The organism is Leisingera sp. ANG-S5, from assembly GCF_000813925.1.
In the GTDB taxonomy this organism is placed as follows: Bacteria; Pseudomonadota; Alphaproteobacteria; order Rhodobacterales; family Rhodobacteraceae; genus Leisingera.
This window is the reverse complement of record NZ_JWLH01000010.1, coordinates 363,374-384,626: the sequence shown is the minus strand read 5'-3', so window position 1 is coordinate 384,626 and position 21,253 is coordinate 363,374. Positions and strand designations below refer to the sequence as shown.

Here is a 21,253-nt window from a genome sequence, read left to right as displayed (position 1 = left end):
ACGTCAGCCGGAAAACCGGCGGCACGAGGCAAACATGGCAGTGATCACGCAGGTCAAACCGGCGTCAGGCCGGTATTCCCGTACCCGGTTCCTATGGGCAGCCGCGGTCTTTCTCTTGGCAGTCTTTACGCTGGCGTTGCAGCCGCAGCGGGCCGCAGCCGCGCCCTATGCAGCGATGGTCATCGACGCCCGAACCGGCGAGGTATTGCATTCGCGCAATGCCGACACCCGGCTGCACCCGGCATCGCTGACCAAGATGATGACGCTCTACATTGCATTCGAAGCAGTGCGGAACGGCGAGATCACGCTGGATACCAAAGTCCGGATCAGCCGCAATGCAGCCGCCGAGCCGCCGTCGAAACTGGGGCTGAAGTCCGGTCAGAAAATTGCCTTCCGCTACCTGATCCGCGCCGCCGCGGTGAAATCCGCCAATGACGCGGCCACCGCCATCGGCGAGACCCTGTCGGGTTCCGAGGCCGCCTTTGCCCGCCGGATGAACCGCACCGCCAAGGCGCTGGGGATGAGCCGCACGACCTTCAAGAACGCCCATGGCCTGACCGCCAGCGGGCATCTGTCGACCGCCAGCGACATGACCACGCTGGGGCGGCACCTGCTGTACGATTATCCCGAGTACTACAACCTGTTCTCACGCCGTTCGACGCACGCCGGCATCCGTGAGGTCCCCAATACCAACCGCCGCCTGCTGGCGGCCTACCGCGGTGCCGACGGGATCAAGACCGGTTACACCCGAGCCGCCGGGTTCAACCTTGTGGCCTCAGCCAAGCGCGGCAACGAACGGATCATCGCAACCGTCTTTGGCGGCAAATCCACCGTGTCGCGCAATGCCAAGGTCGCGGAACTGCTGGACCTCGGCTTCCGCCGGGCGCCGTCGCGCGCCGCGCTGCGCAAGCCGCAACGGCCTGCCTATCAGGGTGCGGGCAATGTGGTAGTTGCCGACGCCGATGACGGCCCCTCGCACGGGGTGGCGGGCAAGACCATCCGGGTGAGCGGCCAGGTGAACACCAGCCTGCGTCCGAAAACCCGCCCGGGTGCCAGCGAGTCGCCGGTGCTGGTGGCGGCGCTGGAGGAAGCGCTGCAGACGCCGCCCGCGGAAAGAACCGCGTTGGAGGAGGCCGTTGCGCAGGCTGATGCGGCTGGCCCAGAAACCGCAGAGGCAGAGACCGCTGAGGAGCAGATCGAAAACGTGCAAACCGTCAGCGCGGACGGTGCCGTTGGCGGGGACGCGTTGCGGGAAAGCATAGCAGTTGCATTGGCGGAAGCGGAGGCGGAACCCCAGCCTGCAGTTGAGGACGCCGTTCCGGCCGTCATTGCTGCCGTGCAGAAGGTTCCCTTTACCGGATTGCGCCCGGTGGCCCGCCCGGCCAGCCTGACCGGTGCCGCACCTGAACCGGAGCCCGTCGTCGTGACCCGGCTGTCCACCTCCGGCGGGCGGTACTGGGGGGTCAACGTCGGTCTCTACACAAGCCGCTACCAGGCAGAGAAGGTTCTGCTGCGCACCGCGCTGGCGGAGCTGGAAACGCTGGACGGCACCCTGCGCAAGGTGGCCAAGACCCGCCGCGGGTTCGAGGCCAACTTCCTGGGCATGACCCAGGAGCAGGCAGAACTGGCCTGCCGCCGCCTGAACGCCCGCAACGTGACCTGCGCACCGATCGGCCCGTCTTGAGTCCGGCAACACCTCAAATCAGAAAAGGCGCCCGCGGAGGCGCCTTTTTCTTGCCCGGCTGATCCTTTCCAGCAGGCGTTCCCGCCCGTCGTCAGGGCTTGGGCTTGTCGTCCCACTCGTCATTCAGGATACGGCGGGCATCACCTTCGGGGTCGTCATACTGGTTGCTCCGCACCGTGTAGAAGAAGGCTGCAAGCCCCACCGAGCCGAGGATCAGGGAAATCGGGATCAGGTAGGCAAGGACACTCATAAGCTCAGTACCAGTATTGCGGGCGCGGGCTCAGCGCAGGCGCAGCGCGTTAAGGGAAACGGTTATCGAGGAAGTAGACATCGCCAGTGCAGCGATCAAGGGCGTTGCCAGTCCGGCGATCGCCAGCGGCACGGCAATCACGTTGTAGAGCGTGGCAATGCGGAAGTTTTCGCGGATGCGGCGGGTGGCCTTCTGGGCCACACCGCAGGCCTCGGCTATGGGCTCAAGATCCTGCCCCAGCAGCACGATGTCGGAGGCGACCCGCGCCGCGTCGAGCGCCGAGGCCGGAGAGATGGAGACATGCGCCGCCGCCAGTGCCGCGGTGTCGTTGAGGCCATCACCCACCATCAGCACCTTTTGACCCTGATCCGCCAGCAACTGGACCCGGGCGGATTTATCCGCAGGCAGCGCCTCCGCAACCCATTTGGAAATGTTCAGCCGGCCGGCCAGGTCCTCCACCGCGCCGGTGGTATCGCCGGAAATCAGCAGCACATCCTTGCCGGCCGCCTTCAGCGCCGCCACAGCCTCCGCCGCGCCGGGGCGCAGGGCATCAGTGTAGAGGAAGGGCCTGGGCTCCCCTGCCCCGGTCTCGAGCCATGCTGCTGTCTGGCTGCCCTGCGCGGCGCCGACCCAGGCCGCACGGCCCAGCCGGACGCGAGCACTGCGGTACAGGCCTTCGGCGCCATAGCCGGGCACCTCGGTGATGTCCTGCACCGCAGCAGGTTTGACCCCGGCCGCCCGCGCGGCGCGGGTGAGCGCAACTGACAGGGGGTGCGAGGAGGCTTCGGCCAGCGCTAGGGCAATCTCAATATCTGCGCGGGCATGGTCGCCCAGGTTGGTGACTTCCGGGGTGCCGGCGGTCAGCGTGCCGGTCTTGTCAAAGACCACTGTGTCCACTTCTGCCAGCCGCTCCAGCGCGGTGGCGTGTTTGATCAGCATGCCCTTTTTGAACAGCCGGCCCGAGGCAGCCGTGGTTACCGCAGGCACCGCGAGGCCAAGCGCGCAGGGGCAGGTGATGATCAGCACCGCAGCGGCAATGTTCAGCGCCGTGCGGATGTCGAAGGTGTAGAGGTACCAGCCGGCAAAGGCGAGCGCCGACAGGATGTGCACGCCGGGCGCATAGAGTTTGGCAGCACCGTCGGCGAGCGACGTGTAGCGGGAACGGCCGGATTCCGCGATGGCGACCAGATCGGCCATGCGGTGCAGCGAGGTGTCCTCCCCCACCGCGGTTGCGCGGATTGTCAGCGGGCCGGTGAGGTTCACTTCACCTGCGGAAACCGCGAGGCCGGGTTCCGCAAAGACCGGCAGGGTTTCCCCGGTCAGCAAGGAACGGTCAAGCTCCGACTGGCCGGAAACGATCTCGCCATCGACTGGCATCCGCCCGCCCGGGCGCACCAGGATCAGGTCGCCGATGGCCAGGTCCGCCACCGGCACCTCGTATTCATCACCGTCCAGCAGCCGGATCGCACGGGGCACCTCGAGCGCTGCCAGTTCCTCAGCCGCGGAGCGCGCCACCGCGCGGGTGCGGTAGTCGAGGTAGCGGCCCGCCAGCAGGAAGAACGTGAGCGTCAGCGCGGCGTCAAAATAGGCGTGCTCGCCCGAGAGGAAGGTCTCCCATAGCGATGTGACCAGCGCCAGCACCAGGGCAAGCACGATCGGCACATCCATGTTGAGACGCCTGACGCGCAGCGCGCTCCAGGCGTTGGCAAAGAAGGGCTGCGCAGAGAAGATGATGGCAGGGAAGGTGATCGCCGCGGAGATCCAGTGGAACATATCGCGGGTTGCATCCGACGCCCCGGACCAGACCGAGATCGACAGCAGCATCACGTTCATCGAGGCGAAGAAGGCCACAGCCAGCCGCATCAAGAGATCCCGCCCGGCCTTGTCGTTCTGAGTGGCCGCCAGCGCCGCCAGATCCAGTTCATGCGCCTCAAAGCCGGCCTTTTCCAGCACCGGGATCAGATCCGCCGCGCGCACGTCCGGGTCCGCCTCGATCAGCGCACGTTTCAGGGTCAGGTTAACCCGTGCCGTATGGATGCCCGGATGGGCGTTCAGCTCCCGCTCCACTGTCGAAATACAGGCCTGGCAGTGGATACCAGGCAGGGACAGCGCCAGCCGTGCCTCGGTTGGCGCCTGCTCTACCCCGTCATGCGGGGCGGCGACACAAGCTGGACAGGCGGCCAGCGAGGGGCGGAGCTGCGCGGTCATCGCGGTCAGCCTTTCACATGCAGGATCACCCGCTGGGTGAATTCGGTGCCATCCTTGGCCCGGGCCACCATGCGGATGTTCCAGTTGCCCGGTCCCAGGTCGGCCGGCGCCACATAGGCCTGGCCGTCAAAGATGAATTCCGGCTTCTGGTCGTCCTGCACATGGGTCGCCCGGCCCAGCGTTGCGCTCAGTTTGGCAACCTCCACCGGGGTACCGTCGGCGTCGGTGATCTCCAGCTTGACCTGATCGCCCTGCGAGGACGCATAGACCGACCAGCCCAGCGCCTCCTGTGCGGAACGGCGCTGGTCGAATTCCTGGCTGGCGACATAGGAGTTCTTTACCTCAAGCCCCGGAAAGGTTTTCACCGCATTGACCGCCAGAATGATGTTCACCCCGATGATCACTGCAAAGGCACCGCCGAACAGCAGGATGGCGTGTTTGCCGGTAAATTCGCGTTCGCGCTTGGCCATGGCTCAGTTCCCCTTGCCGTTAAAGCTGGTGTCCTTGTGGGCCCGTTCCCCGTTTATCAGATCCTCAACCCAGATGCGAACCGGAGTGCTGGAGGCCTGCGAAGGTGCCGAACCTTTGGCAGAGACGATATAGACCCGCTGCAGCAGCGCGGTATCCGCCGGCACGTTCACCGAATGATAGACGGTGCCTTCCAATTGCAAACGCATCGCCGGATCGCCCTTGATCGACAGTTTGAACACCCGGTCCTCGCCATGCTTGTTGCGCAGGCGCACGTCATAGGTGTTGCGGATCGAGCCGTCCGACAGCGTTACAAAGGTCGGGTTGCGTTCCGGTGCAACGGTCAGCTCAATATCGGAGCGGATGAACAGCGCAAACAGCAGGCCCACACCGACCAGCGACCACAGGCTGGTATACATAATGGTGCGCGGGCGCAGGATGTGCTTCCAGATATTCTTGGGCGGGTTACCGCTGCGCTCCAGCGTCTCGTCCGACAGCGCCATATAGTCAATCAGGCCGCGCGGCTTGCCGATCTTGGCCATCACGTCGTCGCAGGCGTCGATGCACAGCGCACAGGTGATGCATTCCATCTGCTGGCCGTCGCGGATGTCGATCCCCACCGGGCAGACGTTGACGCAGGCCATGCAGTCGATGCAGTCGCCCTGCCCTTCGGCCACCTGGCCCTTTTTCAGCTTGCCGCGCGGCTCGCCCCGCCATTCGCGGTAGCCGACGGTCAGCGTGTCCTCATCCATCATTGCCGCCTGGATGCGCGGCCAGGGGCAGGCATAAATGCAGATCTGCTCGCGCGCGAAGCCGCCAAACAGGAAGGTGGTCGCAGTTAGGATCAGCATGGTGGAATAGGCAATGGGGTGCGCGTTCAGCGTCACCAGGTCATAGGCCAGCGTCGGTGCATCGGCGAAGTAGAACACCCAGGCACCGCCGGTTGCGAGGCCGATCAGGAACCAAGCGGTCCATTTGGTGACCCGCAGGCGCGCCTTGCGGAAATCCATTTTCTTCTGCCGGTGCAGGCGCAGGCGGGCGTTACGGTCGCCCTCTATCCAGCGCTCTACCAGGATGAACAGGTCAGTCCAGACCGTCTGCGGGCAGGCATAGCCGCACCAGACCCGGCCCAGCGCCGAGGTGAACAGGAAAAGTCCAAGCCCGGCCATGATCAGAAGACCCGCCACGAAGTAGAACTCATGCGGCCATATCTCGATCCAGAAGAAGTAGAACCGGCGGTTTGCCAGGTCCAGAAGCACCGCCTGGTCCGGCAGTGAGGGGCCCCGGTCCCAGCGGATCCAAGGGGTCAGGTAGTAGATTCCCAGCGTCACCGCCATGATGTACCATTTCAGGTTGCGGAACTTACCGGACACGCGCCGCGGGAAGATCGGCTCTCTGGCGGCGTAAAGGCTGGGGGCCGGGTTGGAATCGCTCACGGACTCTCTCCGTCTTGTGGCAGTGTTGCCGCCCTTGTCACAGATGCAAAGTCTCGGAACTTTGACGTGGATCAAAAAGCGTATCACACAATCATGTTTTCCGGCCGGCTTTTGCACCACAGAACGGCAATCCGCCACCTATGCCTGCAGTACCAGCCTTGCCAGAGGCAAGTTGCCGCAGACGCCGTCCAGGGCGTCTGCGGCTGAGCGTGCCAGGCTGACCTTGAGGATCCTGGCGTGCACAACCGGCGTGTCTGAGCCGTCTTTTGAATAGGGCGGCGAAGCTGCCAAGTGCAGCCTCTGCATGAACTCTCACGCAATACTCACGGCTTGTGACCGGTCAAACGCTTGCCACCCAGCCCATGGTCTTTAAGGTTAACCGTGCACGCACAAAACCGGAGACAGCCCTATGCAAGATCTCACCCCCGCACCGGACCTCACTCCGGTCTCTGCGCAGCCGGACCTGCCGGAAAACCCGCCCGGTCTGCATGAGCGGGCCTTGCATTTTCTGGCCCGGTTCCTGCCGCTGGCCTATTTCCGGCGCCCGCCCAAGATCATCATCATCGACGCAACAAACAGCTGCAACCTGCGCTGTCCCGTCTGCCCGGTGACCTTTGCGATGAAGCGCAAGCGCGGCATGATGAAGCCTCATGTGTTCCGCAAGATCATTGATGACTTCAAGGATCAGCGCGAAAAGCCCGCGATCTACTTCAGCTTTTCGGGTGAACCCACGCTGCACAAGGATCTGCCGGATTTCATCGCCTATGCCCATGAAAACGGCCACGATACCTATCTGTCGACCAACGCGACCCGGCTGACGCCCGAAATGAGCGAACGGCTGATCCGGTCCGGCCTCGCCCGGGTGAACCTGTGCATGGACGGGTTTTCCAAGGAGGCGCAGGAGACCTACCGGGTCAATTCCGACTTTGATGACGTCAAAGCCAGCATTGAGGAATTCCTGAATATCAAGAAACAGATCGGCTCCAAGTCGCCTGTGACTGTGCTGCAGACCTTGCTGACCAGTTATTCCGAACCGCAGATGGAGGAAATGGAGGCCTGGGCGAAAGAGGCCGGTTTTGACCGGGTGCGGTTCAAGACCTTCTCGATCGGGTCTTACACCTCTGCCGACCAGAAACGCGAGTTTGCGCACTTCCTGCCGCGCCAGAAGGAGCTGCGCCGCCATCCGCGCCACACCAGCCATGCCATGTGCACGGTTCCGCTGTTCCAGTCGGTTGTGTTCTGGAATGGTGATCTGGGCCTGTGCTGCATTGACTACGACCAGGTGATTCAACTGCCCAACGTCGAACAGGACGGCTTCCTTGCCGCCTACCGCTCTGATGAGGCTGCCCGCGCCCGCAAGCGCGGCTTTCTCAAGCAGTTCGGCATTTGCAAGACCTGCTCCTTCTCGAACGCTGAGAACATGGGTATCCGCCGCGACCTGAAGAAATGAGCACGCAGCCAAGGCTGCACGCTACTGCTTCTTTCTGGTCTCAAATACCCTGGGGGTGAAGGTCGTCAGGCCGAGGGGGCAACGCCCCCTCCCCTTTAGCGTTGCAGCAGGATCGGGAACCAATCCTCGCGCAGACGCTGGCCGGGCTGCATATCGTGGCCCGGAAACGGCGGCGAAGTGCGGCCCGGGCGCTCCACATAGCGGGCATCGTCGCCCACCAGCCGCAGCGAGAAGGCGCGGCGGCGCGACGTGGAGGTATTGCCGCGGGCACCGTGCAGGATCTTGTAGTTAAAGGCCACCGCATCGCCGGGCTGCATCGGGTATTCCAGCACGGTCATACCTTCGGCATCCGGGTCCGGGACCGGCATGTACTGGCCCTCATCCGGAAAGAAGTCCTCTTCAGACACCCAGCGGGTCGGCAGCACTTCCTTCTCCCATTTGTGCGAACCGGCCACACAGCGAAGGGTCGCGTCCTTCACCTCGTCCAGCGGTGACCAGAAGCTGATGGTCTGCTCTCCCTCGACAAAGTAATAGGGGCCGTCCTGGTGCCAGGGGGTCGGCATGGAGGTGCCCGGTTCCTTGACCAGCACATGGTCATGGAACATCTGCACCGAGGTGGATTTCATCAGGTCGGCTGCGACTTCAGCCACGGGCGATTGTTCAATAGCTTGCTGGAACTCAGGAATACGGGTCCAGTTGCAGTAGTCGTCAAAGAACCGCCCGGTCTGTCCCGCCTTCTCGTTGTTCGAGGCATAGGGCCCGGGGTTTTCCATATTTGCAGCCACGCCAGCACGCAGCAGGTCAACCTGGTCTGCGAACAGCCCGCGGATCAGGACCACGCCGTCGCGCTGAAATTGTTCGACATGCTCCGGGGTGATGAGGGGGTGGACCATTGCTGCCTCCGCTGCTGAATGATGCAATTCTGATGCGCCATTCCTGCCGCGGCACAGGCATAGTTTCAAATCATATCTTTCTAAGATACCCTTCGTCTCATGTTATATTTAACTCTGCGCCACTACGAATACATCTGCGCCGTGGCCCGCCATGGCAGTCTGTCCGCCGCGGCGGAGGCGGTGCATGTCAGCCAGCCTGCGCTTTCCGCAGCGCTGAGCCGGATCGAGGAGCACTTGGGCCATCCCCTGTTCCTGCGCCGCCGCGGGGCGGCACTGACGATGACGCCGCAGGGCAGGCTGTTTGCTGAAAAGGCGCACGTGCTGCTGGAGCAGGCTGCCCTGCTGGAGGACCCCAAGGGCGCGGGCGCCGGGCAGCAGCGTCTGCTGCTGGTTTGCTTCTCCGATCTTGCCCCTTTCCTGCTGGCCCCCGCCCTGAAGGCGCTGCGTCTTGCCATGCCAGAGGTGGAAATCAGTCACCGGGCCTGCGGATTTGAGCCGCTGATTACTGCCCTGTCCGACGGTGAGGCTGATCTGGCGATCACCTATGACCTTGGGCTGGACGCGGGTTTCAGCCGGGCGGAATTGCAGCGGCTGTCACCGCATGCGCTGGTGCCACCGGACCATCCGCTGGCGGCACGCGCCGGTATTTCTCTTGCAGAGCTGGCAGAGCACCCGCTGGTTCTGTCGCAGGAGGGCCTGTCGGTGCAGCATATGCTGGGGTTGTTCAAGGCGCATGGACTGGTACCGCGGATTGCGCACCGGGCGGATTCGCTGGAGCTGTTGCGCAGCCTCGCGGCCAATGGCGAAGGCGCCGGCATCAGCTACAGTCTGCCGCCTGACAGCATGAGTTATGATGGCAAACCCTTGTGCGCTGTACGGGTCACCGATGCGGGAGCTGAAGAGCCGGTGATTCTGGCCGCACATGCAGAGCTGCCAGAGGCCTCTGCAGCCCATCAGGCCTATCGCATCCTGCAAAGGGAACTGGGCGCCGCCGGGTCAGACCTTGCGCAGACGGATCACCACATCGACTGAGGCAATCTCCATCCCTTCCGGCGCTTCCGGCAGCTTGTGAATCACCAGTTCCTGCGCCGGCGCATCGCTGACGCGTCCCTCATCCTCCCAGAAGAAATGGGGATGGTCGTGGGTATTGGTGTCGAAATAGCTTTTGGAGCCGTCCAGCGGGATTTCCTGCAGCACGCCGGCATCGCAGAAGGCACGCAGCGTGTTGTAGACGGTGGCCAAAGACACTGCAGCACCGTTTTTCTTGGCCGACTCGAACAGGCTTTCCGCAGTGATATGGCGGTGCTTGCCGTCGCCCACCAGCAATTCGGCAAGCGCGACCCGCTGCCGGGTGGGTCTCAGCCCGGCATCTGTCAGCCAGCGTGTGGCCACTTCTTCGGTGTTTGGCGTCATGAGCAGGTCCTGCGTCGCGTTGCTGACCGTATATATAGGAGCAACACCCCGGGTTTTTCAAATGAAATTCATTCGCAGCTGGAAGGCCTTTTCCGGGGCTTCCGGGGCACAATCAGTGCAGGAAGTGACGCTGGGTACCCTTGCAGGACCCTTTCACCGGGTGTTACAGGGATCCAGATATACATACACGAACCTCAGGCAGGAGATGCGCCCGGATGGCCGATTACCCCAGCAGCTTTGACAAGGACGATTTGCTGAAATGCGCGCGCGGTGAGCTGTTCGGGCCCGGCAACGCCCAGCTGCCGGCGCCGCCGATGCTGATGATGGACCGCATTACCGAAATTTCCGGTGATGGCGGCGAGCATGGCAAGGGCCATGTGATTGCTGAATTCGACATCACCCCGGACCTGTGGTTCTTTGACTGCCATTTCCCCGGCAACCCGATCATGCCGGGCTGCCTGGGCCTGGACGGCCTTTGGCAGCTGACCGGTTTCAACTTGGGCTGGCGCGGCTGGCTGGGCCGCGGCTATGCGCTGGGTGTGGGTGAAGTGAAACTCACTGGCATGGTACGCCCCGACCGCAAGATGCTGACCTACCGTGTCAACTTCACCAAGGCCGTGCAGACCCGCCGCCTGACCATGGGCGTCGCCGACGGTATCGTCGAAGCGGACGGCGAAGTGATTTATCAGGTCAAAGATATGAAAGTGGCCCTGTCCGAAAGCTGATACCCTTTCCGGCGGGACATAAGTCACAGAAACAGGAGTACGCACATGCGCCGTGTCGTCGTCACCGGTTTGGGGATTGTCTCCTCCATCGGGAACAATGCCGAGGAGGTCACCGCCTCGCTGAAAGCCGGGAAATCCGGCATCGTTGCCAGCCCAGAAATGGCTGAGCACGGCTTCCGCAGCCAGGTGGCCGGCACGCTGAAGATCGACGTGGCCGAGCATGTAGACAAGCGCACCCTGCGGTTCATGGGCCCGGGTGCGGCCTATGCCCACATCGCCATGAGCCAGGCGATTGCCGATGCGGGCCTGTCAGAGGATCAGGTGGTGAATGAGCGCACTGGCCTGGTGGCAGGCTCCGGCGGCCCGTCGACCTCTGCCATGCTGACCGCGCATCAAACCGTGCTGAAGTCCGGCGCAACCAAGCGGATCGGTCCGTTTGCGGTGCCGAAATGCATGTCCTCAACCATTTCCGCCAACTTGGCGACCGCGTTCAAGATCAAGGGCATCAACTACTCGATCACCTCGGCCTGCTCGACCTCCTTGCACTGCATCGGCAATGCTGCTGAACAGATCATGATGGGCAAGCAGGATGTGATGTTCGCCGGCGGCGGCGAGGAGCTGGACTGGACCCTCTCCTGCCTGTTCGACGCCATGGGCGCGATGTCCTCCAAGAAAAACGACGATCCGGAGAAAGCCTCCCGCGCCTTTGATCAAGACCGCGACGGTTTTGTGATCTCCGGCGGTGGCGGCATCGTGGTGCTGGAGGATCTGGAGCACGCGCTGGCCCGCGGCGCCAAGATCTATGCCGAAGTAACCGGATTTGCTGCAACTTCCGACGGCCACGACATGGTTGCACCGTCCGGTGAGGGCGGCGAGCGGGCGATGCGCCTGGCGCTGTCCACCCTGCCCGAAGGCCGCAAGGTGGATTACATCAACGCCCACGGCACCTCGACCCCGGTTGGCGATGTCGGCGAAGTCGAAGCCGCCCGCCGTGTCTTCGGCGAGGGCAGCGTTCCGCCGATTTCTTCGACCAAGTCAATGACCGGCCACGCGCAGGGTGCTGCCGGCGCGCTGGAGGCGATCTTCTGCCTGCTGATGCTGGACAACGACTTCATCACCCCGTCGATCAATGTCGACACCCTCGCCGAAGGCATCCTGCCGGGTGAGATTGCCACCAGCCTGGTGGAAAACGCCGGCCTCGACTCGGTGATGACCAACAGCTTCGGCTTTGGCGGCACCAACGGCTCGATGGTTCTGAGCAAGTACAAGGGATAAGTGACGATGGCGGGACTGCTGACGGGCAAACGCGGCCTGATTATGGGCGTGGCCAATGACCGCTCCATCGCCTGGGGCATTGCCAAGGCCATGGCGGAGGCCGGGGCTGAGCTGGCATTCACCTACCAGGGCGAAGCCTTTGGCAAGCGGCTGGAGCCGCTGGCGCAGAGCGTCGGATCGGATTTCATGGTCGATGTGGATGTGACCGATGATGCCTCGCTGGACGCGGCGTTTGAGCAGCTGGCAGGCCGCTGGCCCGCGATTGACTTCGTTGTCCACGCAATTGCCTATTCGGACAAGAACGAGCTGACTGGCCGTTTTCTGGACACCAGCCGGGCGAACTTCAAAAACTCGCTGGATATTTCCGCCTATTCCTTCATCGAGGTGGCGCGCCGCGCCTACCCGCTGATGAAGGACAACGGCGGCACCCTGCTGACGCTGACGTATCAAGGCTCGAACCAGGTGGTTCCGAACTACAACGTGATGGGCGTGGCCAAGGCGGCGCTGGAATCGGCGACCCGCTACCTGGCCAACGATCTGGGCCCGGAAGGCATCCGCGTGAATGCGATCTCTCCCGGACCGATGAAGACACTCGCTGGTGCCGCCATCGGCGGTGCGCGCAAGACCTTCAAGCACACCGCCCAGAACGCGCCGCTGCGTGACAACGCGACGCTGGAGGCTGTTGGCGGCACCGCTGTCTACTTGGCGTCCGATGCAGGCGCCTGCACCACTGGTGAGATCATCCGGGTCGATGGCGGCTTCCACATCCTAGGTATGCCGCAGCCGGATCACCTTTGATGTTTCGATCTATTTGAGCAAAAAGAAAAGGCGCCCTTTCGGGCGCCTTTGTTTTTTAGCAAACCTGTCCAGCTTTCCAGCCCTCTGGTTCAGTTCACCGAAACCAGCTCAATATCGAACACCAGATCCTTGCCAGCCAGGAAGTGATTGGCGTCGAGCGTCACGGTGTCGTCGCTGACTTCCACCACCGTCACCGGCAGCACTTGGCCATCGGGGCTTTGCATCTGCAATTGAGTGCCAAGGTCCAGCGGAATGTCCGCCGGGATGCCTTCACGCGGGATCTCCTGGCGGGCGGCAGGGTTGATCGGGCCGTAGGCCTCAGTGCAGGGAATTTCGAGGGTTTTCTTTTCACCCGCGGTCATGCCTTCGAGACCTGCATCCATGCCTGCGATCACCTGGCCGGTGCCGACCGTGAATTCCAACGGATCGCGCCCCTCGGAACTGTCGAAAACGGTGCCATCCGTCAGCTTGCCTGTGTAGTGAATGCGCACGGTGTCGCCGTTCTTTACCCCGGTCATGAGACCTCCAATCGGTTGCGGGTTGATAAAGGGGCGCAGCCTAGCGCCCGCGGACGTGATGTAAACCCGTATGGGTACAATTTCCCGCTTTGCCTGCTCTGCTGCTTCATGCAAGGCTCGCCGCAGGGGAGAGGACCATGCCGATTACCACCTGTATATTCGACGCCTACGGCACGCTATTCGATGTCGCTGCCGCTGCGCGGCAAGCCGCCAGCGAGGCGGAATTTCCGCACCTCCAGGACAGTTGGGCGGAGCTTGCCAGCCATTGGCGGCTGAAACAGCTGCAATACACCTGGCTGCGTGCCATCACCGATGCACATGCCGATTTCTGGGACGTCACACAGGACGGGCTGGACTGGGCAATGGAGGCAGCCGGGTTGAGCGGCGACGTGGCGCTGCGGCAGCGGCTGTTGGACCTGTACTGGGAATTGCAGGCTTATCCGGAAGTGCCTGCAATGCTGCAAGCACTGAAGGATGCAGGATTGAACACCGCGATCCTGTCTAACGGTTCTCCCGCGATGCTGGATGGCGCGGTGCAGTCGGCGGGGCTGGGGAGCGTTCTGGATGATGTGCTGTCGGTGGAAAGCGTCGGCATCTTCAAGCCGGACGCCCGGGTTTACGACCTGGTCGAAGAGCGGTTTGGCTGCGCCAGGGACGAGGTGCTGTTTGTCTCTTCAAATGGTTGGGACGCGGCCGGGGCCACGGGCTATGGTTTCGTGACTGCCTGGGTAAACAGGGCGGGAGAACCCGTGGACAGGCTGCCGTGGAAACCCGCGCATATCCTGCCGGACCTGACCACAATCCCGGACCTTGCCAAGGGCTGAACCGCAGATGCCATTCTTTGACACTTCGGACGGGCTGCGCCTGCACTACACAGATACCGGAAAAGGCCTGCCTCTGCTCTGTTTGGCGGGCCTGACCCGCGACAGCCGGGACTTCCGCTATTTTGCGCCGCATGCCGCGAATTTCCGGATGATCACCCTGGACGCGCGCGGACGCGGACAGTCGGATCACGATCCGGACTTCATGAACTACAACGTTCTGCGGGAGGCGCAGGATGTTCTTGAGCTGCTTGGCCACCTGGGCCTCGGCCAAGTTTCCATCCTTGGCACTTCGCGCGGCGGGCTGGTGGCAATGTCGCTGGCGGCCATGGCGAAAGACAGGCTGTCAGCAGTGATCCTGAATGACGTCGGCCCGGAAATCCCGCCCGGCGGCATTTCCCGGATCATGGAATATGTGGGCCGCCGTCCAGCGGCAAAGAGCTGGGACCAGGCCGCGGAGACGCTGGGCGCGCTGATGGCGCCTGCCTTTCCGGACGTCCCCCCTGCCCGCTGGCAGGAGGAGGTGGAAAGCTTCTACGATGAAACGCCCGAAGGGCTTTCTTTGCGCTATGACCCGCGCCTGCGCGATGCATTGCTGGCGCAAGCCGAAGCAGGTCCGCCACCGGATCTGTGGCCGCTGTTCCTGGCGCTGGACGGCCTGCCCTGCGGCGTGATCCGCGGCGCAAATTCCGACATTCTGAGCGCCGGAACTTTCGCTGAGATGCAACGCCGCTTGCCCGCCTTGCAGGCCCTTGAGATAGCCAACCGCGGCCATGTGCCCTTTCTGGACGAGCCGGAGGCGCTCGCCCTCATCCATTCAGTTCTGGACCGGATCAAATGACCTCAATTGCCATGATCAAAGCCGCGGCGGAGCGGCTGAAGGGCCATGCCCGCACGACCCCGCTGCTGTCCTCGCCGTTTCTGGACGAGATTGCCGGACGGCGCCTGCTGGTGAAGGCGGAATGCCTGCAGCACACCGGCTCCTTCAAGTTCCGCGGCGGCTGGTCGGCTGTCTCGGCACTGGGTGAAGAAGAACGCAAACGCGGGGTGATCGCCTATTCCAGCGGCAACCACGCGCAGGGGGTGGCCGCGGCAGCCAAGGCGCACGGCACGCCTGCGGTGATCGTGATGCCGGCTGACGCGCCGCAGCTGAAGATCCGGAACACCCGCGATCTGGGCGCGGAAGTAGTGCTTTACGACCGCGCAGGCGGGGAAAGCCGTGAGGCGGCAGGCGCCAAATACGCCGAGGAACGCGGGCTGACGCTGATCAAACCCTATGATGAACCTCTGGTGATTGCCGGCCAGGGCACCTGCGGGCTGGAGATTGCGGAGCAGGCCGCAACTGCGGGCATCGCCAAGGCGGAAGTGCTGGTCAACTGCGGCGGTGGTGGACTGTCGTCCGGCATTGCCCTGGCGCTGGAAGCTCGTGCGCCGGGCCTGCGGGTGCGGCCGGTGGAGCCGGAGGGGTTTGACGATGTGACCCGGTCGCTGGCGGCAGGCGAGATCCGGCAGAACCCCGGTTTGTCCGGCTCTATCTGCGATGCGATCCTGACACCGCAACCAGGCGAGATAACCTTCCCTATCCTCAGCCGCCTTTGCGGGCCGGGCATTGTGATCACTGAGGACGAAGCGATGCAGGCCATGGCGCTTGCTTTCTTGCGGCTGAAGATCGTGCTGGAGCCCGGAGGCGCGGCTTCCTTGGCGGCGGCCCTGTTCCATGCGGATCAGATCGATGGTGAGGCAGTGATTGCCGTCGCCACAGGCGGCAATGTGGATGCAGAGCTGTTCCGGGAGGCGCTCTCGCGCTATGCTTGAGCCCTGACCGCGTGATTGTCCGCGTGGCAGCCAAGGGGACACGTCATGACACGTTTCACCATCGCCTCGTTCAACGTCAAAAACCTGATCGGCCCGGAGCGGGAATACTACCGCTTTCAAACCTATACGCCGGAAGAATACGCTTGGAAGGCCGATTGGATGGCCGACCAGCTGCTGACGCTGAATGCGGATATTGTCGGGTTTCAGGAAGTTTTTGAGGAAGCGCCGCTGCGGCAGGTGATTGCGGAAACGGACCGCCGCGGGGCAGAGGCGAATGCGGCCAGTATTCCGGACACAACCAAACGCTATCACCGCAAGGCGATTTTCCGGAAGCTGGCCTATGGCTCCTATGCCGAGGCAGAGCTGGCTTTTGCCCCCAACCTCAATGACACGGACGAACCGGGCAGACGGCGCCCCGGTCTGGCGGTGCTGTCGCGTTTTGGTTTCGAGGGCGAGCCCGAAGTGATCCAGGATCTCGCGCAGCCGCTGGATATTCCGATGGCCTGCCTGGGCGAAGAAGAAGACGCGGGTTTCTATACCCTGCGCCGTTTGTCGCGCCCGATCCTCAAGGTGCGGGTGCCCGTTGGCGATCAGGTTATCAGCGTCTTCAACTGCCATCTGAAATCAAAACTGGGTGAATACATCAAACCTCAAGGCGCCCCCTACCCGCCCGAAACCGTGCTGACGGCCTATGATGCTGCCGGCCGGGCGATGGGTGCACTGCGCGCGGCCTTGCGGCGGATGGGAGAAGCCTGGGTGCTGCGCCGGGCGGTGCTGGACGAGCTGGAACAGGGTCGGCCGGTGATGGTGCTGGGGGATTTCAATGACGGCGAACATGCGGTCAGCAGCGAGGTCATCTCCGGTGAGGTGCCATTCAGGAACTACACCTGGATGCTGCGCCACGATGCACAGCACCCGGGCGACCGCTACAGCGAGGCCGAGGACGCGCAGATCCGCGAGGCCATCGACCGGGTGCGCTTGCGGTCAGCTGAAAAAATGTTCCTGAAAAAATCGTTGCGCGACGTGGTCTACACCACGGCCTTTGGCGGCGTGCATGAAAGCATTGACCAGATCTACATGTCCCGCCATTTCGACCCGGACTGGCGCGGGGCGGTCGGCAAGATGCACTATTACAGCGTCTTCAACGACCATCTGACCGATGGCAGCCACCCGGAGGCGCCGTACAACAAGCTGGCCTCGGACCATGGCCAAATCATGGCCCATATGGAGCTGCACGGCTGAGCCCTGCCGATTGCTTTACCTCCCTGCCCCGGCACAGGTAGACTGCGGCGGAGCAGAAACGAGGTACCCCATGCAGATTGCAGACCTGGGCGATGTCCAGCTTCACTACCGCGTTGACGGTGACGCAGGCGGCGCCCCCATCGTGTTTGCCAACTCGCTCGGCACGGACCTGAGGGTCTGGGATGCTGTGGTAAAGCGGCTTCCGTCAGGCCTGCGCATCATCCGGTATGACAAGCGCGGGCACGGACTGTCCTCCTGCCCATCTGCACCGTACTCGATGGGTGCGCTGGTGCGAGATGCGGAGCGGCTGATGGACCACCTGGAGGTGCGCGACTGCATGTTCGTGGGCCTGTCGATCGGCGGCATGATCGCGCAGGGACTGGCGGTGAAGCGGCTGGACCAGATCCGTGCGCTAGTGCTGTCAAACACCGCCGCCAAGATCGGCACCGCCGAGATGTGGAAAGAGCGCGTCCAGGCCGTTCAAAGAGACGGCATCGAGGCGCTGGCCGATGCAGTGATGGAGCGCTGGTTTGCCCGCGGTTTCCGTGCCACGCCTGAGCTGCAATTGTGGCGCAATATGCTGGTGCAGCAATCGCGCGACGGCTACGCAGGCTGCTGCGCGGCAATTGCGGGCACCGACTTCTATACGCCCACCAGCGGGCTGAGGCTGCCCTGCCTGGGCATCGCAGGATCAGAGGACGGCTCCACCCCGCCCGACCTGGTGCGCGAGACGGTGAACCTGATCCCAGGCAGCCAATTCCACCTGATCCGGCGCGCGGGCCACATTCCCTGTGTCGAGCAGCCGGATGAATACGCTGAGCGCCTGACGGCCTTCCTGAGGGAGACCGGACACATTGGCTGAGTTTCTTCTTGTTCATGGTTCCTGCCACGGCCCCTGGTGCTGGCGCGATGTGATCCCGGCGCTGGAGGCCCGCGGCCACACGGCCCGCACCACGAGCCTGCCCGGCCATGCCGACGGGCGCGATCCCGCAGGGGTCACATTGGCCGAAACGGCAGAGGCAATTGCCGCAGCCTCCACTCCTGACACCCTGATCGTCGGGCATTCCTGGGGCGGTTTTCCCATTTCTGCGGCCGCAGAGGCGCATCCAGAGCGATTGCGCGGGCTGATCTACCTTTGCGCCTATCTGCCGGTCAGCGGCATGTCCCTTATCGGCATGCGCAAGGCAGGGCCCCGGCAGACCCTGGAAGGCGCGACCCGCAAGAACGAGGCAGGCACCGCATACAGCCTGGTGCCGGAGACCACGCCGGACCTGTTCTATCACGACTGTCCGGCCGAAGCGGTGCGCTTTGCCATGGAAAACCTCTGTGCACAGCCAATCCTGCCGCAGGACACGCCGCTCCGCCTGAGCGAACGGTTCGAGGGCATGCCCAAAACCTACATCCGCTGCACCAAAGACCGGGTCATTCCGCCGGAATACCAGGCTCAGATGGCGGCCCGCCTGCCGCCCGGGCGGGCACATGATTTGAACACATCCCATTCGCCCTTCTTCGCCGACCCAGAAGGTCTGGCAGAGCTGATGGGGCAGATTGCAAAGGACTTCTGATGGCAGGTTCTGTCTTTGACAGCCAAATCTATAGCGGCCTATTCAGCAGCGGCGAAGCCAGCCGCCTGTTTTCAGACAGTGCCGAAGTACGCGCCATGCTGCTGGTGGAGGGTGCGCTGGCCAAGGCGCAAGGCGAGGCAGGTGTGATCCCGCAGGAAAGTGCCGCCGCGATCGGACGCGCTGTGGTCGAGATCGCCGTTGACCCGGGCGTGCTTAAACGGCCCGCGGGGCAGAACGGCGTGCCGGTGCCGGGGCTGGTGGCCGCGTTTCGCGAAGAAATGAAGGCGCCCGAGCATGCTCAGTACGTGCATTGGGGCGCGACCTCGCAAGACATCATGGATAGCGCCCTGATGCTACGGCTGCGTCAAGTTCTGGCGCTGGTCGAGGCGGACGTGAAGGCCGCGGTGCTATCGCTTGGCAAACTCGCCAAGATGCATGCGGAGCTGCCGATGGCCGCCCGCACCTACGGGCAGCATGCAACCCCTACCAGCTTCGGCGCGGTGGCGGCGGCTTGGGGCACCCCGCTGCTGAACCTGCTGGAAGAGCTGCCCGGATTGCGGCAATCCTGCCTGATGGTGTCCCTGTCCGGCGCGGCGGGCACGTCCAGCGCGCTGGGAATGAAGGCGGCAGAGGTACGCGCCGCCATGGCAAGGGGGCTGGCCTTGCAGGATCCGGGGCGCAGCTGGCACACCGACCGCACACCGGTGCTGCGCATCGCGGACTGGATGCTCCGCGTGACACTGGCCTTTGGCAAAATCGGCGAAGACTGCACTGCGCTGGCGCAAAGCGGGGTCCAGGAGATTTCGCTCGGTGGAGCCGGCACCTCTTCCACCATGCCGCAAAAGCAGAACCCGGTGTCCCCCTCGGTGCTGGCGGCGCTAGCCCGGCAGGGCAGCGGCTTGTTCTCTGTCCTTCAGGGCGCCTCAATGCAGCAGCATCAGCGCGACGGTGCGGCCTGGTTCACCGAATGGATGTGCCTGCCTCAGATCGTTCTGGGTGCGGCAGTTGCCGCAAGAACCGGAAAGGAGCTGTGCGCGAGCATTGCGCCGCGCGCGGAGGCCATGGCGGCCGCGCTGTCGTCCGGGCTGGGCCTGATCCACGCCGAAGCGCTGAGCTTTGTCCTGGCTGGACAAATGCCGCGGCCCGATGCCCAGGCGGCGGTCAAAACCTTGTGCCAGGAGGCTCAGGCCTCGCAAACCCCGCTGCGGGATCTTGTGGCGCGGGACTATCCGGACCTGGATTCGGATGCCTTGTTTGCCCCCGCCAGGCAGATGGGCCATGCCCCCTGGGAGGCCCTTCAGTTCAGCAAGAAAACCGGCAACCTGCGCAATCCCTGACTGGATTGTGCCCGGCAGCGCGCAGGGCGACTTCCGTGACGTTACAACGCGTCCCGCCCTGCACATTCCCGCTTGATGCAACCACCCCGGCGCGTCACCCTGACTGCAAACGGGGAGGATAATCATGCAAACCATCAAAGCCGCTGTCTGCCATGAATTCGGCGCCCCGCTGGTCATCGAGGACGTGCAGCTGGCGCCGCCCGGCACGGGTGAAGTCGAGGTCACGCTGGACGCGGTTGCAATCTGCCACAGTGACATTTCCTTTGCCGAAGGCGCCTGGGGCGGGCATCTGCCTGCGGTTTACGGCCACGAGGCCGCCGGGGTGATCTCCGGGGTCGGTGCAGGCGTGCAGGGTTTCAGCGCTGGCGATTCCGTGGTGGTCACACTGATCCGCAGCTGCGGCACCTGCCCTTCCTGCGCGGGCGGCAAGCCGGTGATCTGCGAAACCCCCTATGACACTGTGAACGGACCACTAAGAACGTCCAGCGGTGAACCGCTGGATCAAGCGATGGCTTGCGGCGCGTTTGCCGAGAAAGTTGTGGTGGACCAGCGTCAGATTGTGAAGATCCCCGCAGACATGAGCAAGGACGCGGCAGCGCTGATTTCCTGCGGGGTGATCACCGGTGTTGGGGCGGCAGTCAACGCCGCCGGGCTACGCGCAGGCCAGGACGTGGTTGTCATCGGCGCAGGCGGCGTCGGCCTCAATGCCATACAGGGTGCCCGGATCGCCGGCGCCCGCCGCATCGTCGCTGTAGACATGAACCCGGAAAAACTTGAGGCCGCAAAGGAATTCGGCGCGACACATGGGGTTCTTGCAACCGAAGACAAACCCTGGAAGGCCGCCTGGAAAGCTCTGGGCGGGCGCGGCGCGGATGCAGTGCTGGTCACCGTCGGCGCAATACCGGCCTACGACCAGGCGCTCCGCTACCTGGCTCGAGGCGGCAAGGCGGTGCTGATCGGAATGCCGCACTCGGGAGCGAAGGCCGTTTACGAACCCGTCGTGCTCGCCGCCTTGGGTCAGGGGCTGATCGGCTCCAAGATGGGCGACACAGTGATCCAGCGGGACATTCCCTGGATTGTGGATTTGTATCAGCAGGGGCGGCTGAAGCTGGATGAGCTGATTTCCGGCCGCTGGTCGTTGGACCAGATCAACGAAGCGATTGCCGACACGAAGACAGGAAGCGCAAAGCGCAATGTTGTTGTGTTCAGCCGTGGGAGCACCTCTGGCTGACCCTCCAGGATACGGCGGCAAAGCGCTGCAAAAGCCTTAGCACTGCAATTTGTAAGCCTTGCTTCTGCCACCTTGCCTCATTTTGCGGAGATCGCCTCGGATGGCTTTGCCATGCCGATTGCAC

At 63.5% G+C, this 21,253-nt stretch carries 21 protein-coding genes; 14 read left to right on the top strand and 7 right to left on the bottom strand.

Features of this window, described 5'->3' with window-relative positions:
* Positions 1-34 precede the first annotated feature (34 nt).
* Positions 35-1,684: a D-alanyl-D-alanine carboxypeptidase family protein gene (locus tag RA25_RS16410; RefSeq protein ID WP_039173791.1), complete on the top strand. Its 1,650-nt coding sequence runs from the start codon at positions 35-37 to the stop codon at positions 1,682-1,684.
* Positions 1,685-1,775: 91 nt separating this feature from the next.
* Here the strand turns inward: RA25_RS16410 and ccoS are convergent, their stop codons facing one another.
* From ccoS to ccoG, 4 genes are read right to left on the bottom strand one after another with little or no spacing between them, the layout of a single operon-like run.
* On the bottom strand, positions 1,776-1,934 hold the full coding sequence (gene ccoS, locus RA25_RS16405) for a cbb3-type cytochrome oxidase assembly protein CcoS (RefSeq protein WP_019297180.1): 159 nt from the start codon (positions 1,932-1,934) through the stop codon (positions 1,776-1,778).
* A 30-nt stretch (positions 1,935-1,964) separates the two neighbouring features.
* On the bottom strand, positions 1,965-4,142 hold the full coding sequence (locus RA25_RS16400; protein WP_039173789.1) for a heavy metal translocating P-type ATPase: 2,178 nt from the start codon (positions 4,140-4,142) through the stop codon (positions 1,965-1,967).
* 5 nt (positions 4,143-4,147) lie between these two features.
* Positions 4,148-4,612 (bottom strand): FixH family protein, encoded by a 465-nt coding sequence (locus RA25_RS16395; RefSeq protein ID WP_019297182.1) that lies wholly within the window; start codon positions 4,610-4,612, stop codon positions 4,148-4,150.
* Positions 4,613-4,615: 3 nt separating this feature from the next.
* A complete protein-coding gene (gene ccoG, locus RA25_RS16390) occupies positions 4,616-6,046 on the bottom strand; it encodes a cytochrome c oxidase accessory protein CcoG (protein WP_039149432.1) in 1,431 nt (476 codons plus the stop codon).
* 409 nt (positions 6,047-6,455) lie between these two features.
* Between ccoG and RA25_RS16385 the strand changes: the two genes are divergently transcribed.
* Positions 6,456-7,496, top strand: a complete 1,041-nt coding sequence (locus RA25_RS16385) for a radical SAM/SPASM domain-containing protein (protein WP_019297185.1) — start codon at positions 6,456-6,458, stop codon at positions 7,494-7,496.
* A 95-nt stretch (positions 7,497-7,591) separates the two neighbouring features.
* Here the strand turns inward: RA25_RS16385 and RA25_RS16380 are convergent, their stop codons facing one another.
* The gene (locus RA25_RS16380) at positions 7,592-8,389 is read right to left on the bottom strand and encodes a phytanoyl-CoA dioxygenase family protein (RefSeq protein ID WP_039149437.1); all 798 of its coding nucleotides are present in this window, start codon (positions 8,387-8,389) and stop codon (positions 7,592-7,594) included.
* 99 nt (positions 8,390-8,488) lie between these two features.
* On the opposite strand from RA25_RS16380, the gene RA25_RS16375 reads away from it, so the two are divergent.
* Complete coding sequence (locus RA25_RS16375) at positions 8,489-9,421, top strand: LysR family transcriptional regulator (protein ID WP_039173788.1); 933 nt, start codon at positions 8,489-8,491, stop codon at positions 9,419-9,421.
* Here the strand turns inward: RA25_RS16375 and irrA are convergent.
* Positions 9,386-9,802, bottom strand: coding sequence for an iron response transcriptional regulator IrrA (gene irrA, locus RA25_RS16370; RefSeq protein WP_019297188.1), 417 nt, complete (start codon positions 9,800-9,802; stop codon positions 9,386-9,388). The genes RA25_RS16375 and irrA overlap by 36 nt on opposite strands.
* Before the next feature lie 215 nt (positions 9,803-10,017).
* On the opposite strand from irrA, the gene fabA reads away from it, so the two are divergent.
* The 3 genes from fabA to RA25_RS16355 are packed head-to-tail and all read left to right on the top strand — an operon-like array spanning position 10,018 to position 12,600.
* The gene (gene fabA / locus RA25_RS16365) at positions 10,018-10,527 is read left to right on the top strand and encodes a bifunctional 3-hydroxydecanoyl-ACP dehydratase/trans-2-decenoyl-ACP isomerase (RefSeq protein ID WP_019297189.1); all 510 of its coding nucleotides are present in this window, start codon (positions 10,018-10,020) and stop codon (positions 10,525-10,527) included.
* 45 nt (positions 10,528-10,572) lie between these two features.
* The gene (gene fabB / locus RA25_RS16360) at positions 10,573-11,802 is read left to right on the top strand and encodes a beta-ketoacyl-ACP synthase I (RefSeq protein ID WP_019297190.1); all 1,230 of its coding nucleotides are present in this window, start codon (positions 10,573-10,575) and stop codon (positions 11,800-11,802) included.
* A 6-nt stretch (positions 11,803-11,808) separates the two neighbouring features.
* Positions 11,809-12,600, top strand: a complete 792-nt coding sequence (locus RA25_RS16355) for an enoyl-ACP reductase FabI (protein ID WP_019297191.1) — start codon at positions 11,809-11,811, stop codon at positions 12,598-12,600.
* An 89-nt stretch (positions 12,601-12,689) separates the two neighbouring features.
* On the opposite strand, the gene RA25_RS16350 is transcribed toward RA25_RS16355, so the two are convergent.
* Positions 12,690-13,118, bottom strand: coding sequence for an FKBP-type peptidyl-prolyl cis-trans isomerase (locus RA25_RS16350; protein WP_019297192.1), 429 nt, complete (start codon positions 13,116-13,118; stop codon positions 12,690-12,692).
* A gap of 137 nt (positions 13,119-13,255) precedes the next feature.
* Between RA25_RS16350 and RA25_RS16345 the strand changes: the two genes are divergently transcribed.
* From RA25_RS16345 to RA25_RS16310, 8 genes are all read left to right on the top strand, one after another.
* Complete coding sequence (locus RA25_RS16345) at positions 13,256-13,942, top strand: haloacid dehalogenase type II (protein WP_039149442.1); 687 nt, start codon at positions 13,256-13,258, stop codon at positions 13,940-13,942.
* A 7-nt stretch (positions 13,943-13,949) separates the two neighbouring features.
* Complete coding sequence (locus RA25_RS16340; RefSeq protein WP_039173787.1) at positions 13,950-14,780, top strand: alpha/beta fold hydrolase; 831 nt, start codon at positions 13,950-13,952, stop codon at positions 14,778-14,780.
* Positions 14,777-15,754 carry a threonine ammonia-lyase gene (locus tag RA25_RS16335; protein WP_039173786.1) on the top strand — a complete coding sequence of 326 codons (978 nt, stop codon included), beginning with the start codon at positions 14,777-14,779 and terminating at the stop codon, positions 15,752-15,754. The genes RA25_RS16340 and RA25_RS16335 overlap by 4 nt, the downstream gene beginning before the upstream one ends.
* Before the next feature lie 45 nt (positions 15,755-15,799).
* Positions 15,800-16,996 (top strand): endonuclease/exonuclease/phosphatase family protein, encoded by a 1,197-nt coding sequence (locus tag RA25_RS16330; protein WP_039173785.1) that lies wholly within the window; start codon positions 15,800-15,802, stop codon positions 16,994-16,996.
* A gap of 70 nt (positions 16,997-17,066) precedes the next feature.
* Positions 17,067-17,858 carry a 3-oxoadipate enol-lactonase gene (gene pcaD / locus RA25_RS16325; protein WP_019297197.1) on the top strand — a complete coding sequence of 264 codons (792 nt, stop codon included), beginning with the start codon at positions 17,067-17,069 and terminating at the stop codon, positions 17,856-17,858.
* Positions 17,851-18,561 carry an alpha/beta fold hydrolase gene (locus RA25_RS16320; protein WP_019297198.1) on the top strand — a complete coding sequence of 237 codons (711 nt, stop codon included), beginning with the start codon at positions 17,851-17,853 and terminating at the stop codon, positions 18,559-18,561. The genes pcaD and RA25_RS16320 overlap by 8 nt, the downstream gene beginning before the upstream one ends.
* Positions 18,561-19,898: a lyase family protein gene (locus RA25_RS16315; protein ID WP_039173783.1), complete on the top strand. Its 1,338-nt coding sequence runs from the start codon at positions 18,561-18,563 to the stop codon at positions 19,896-19,898. Before RA25_RS16320 ends, RA25_RS16315 begins: the two co-directional genes overlap by 1 nt.
* Before the next feature lie 124 nt (positions 19,899-20,022).
* Complete coding sequence (locus RA25_RS16310) at positions 20,023-21,129, top strand: Zn-dependent alcohol dehydrogenase (RefSeq protein ID WP_039173781.1); 1,107 nt, start codon at positions 20,023-20,025, stop codon at positions 21,127-21,129.
* Positions 21,130-21,253 lie beyond the last annotated feature (124 nt).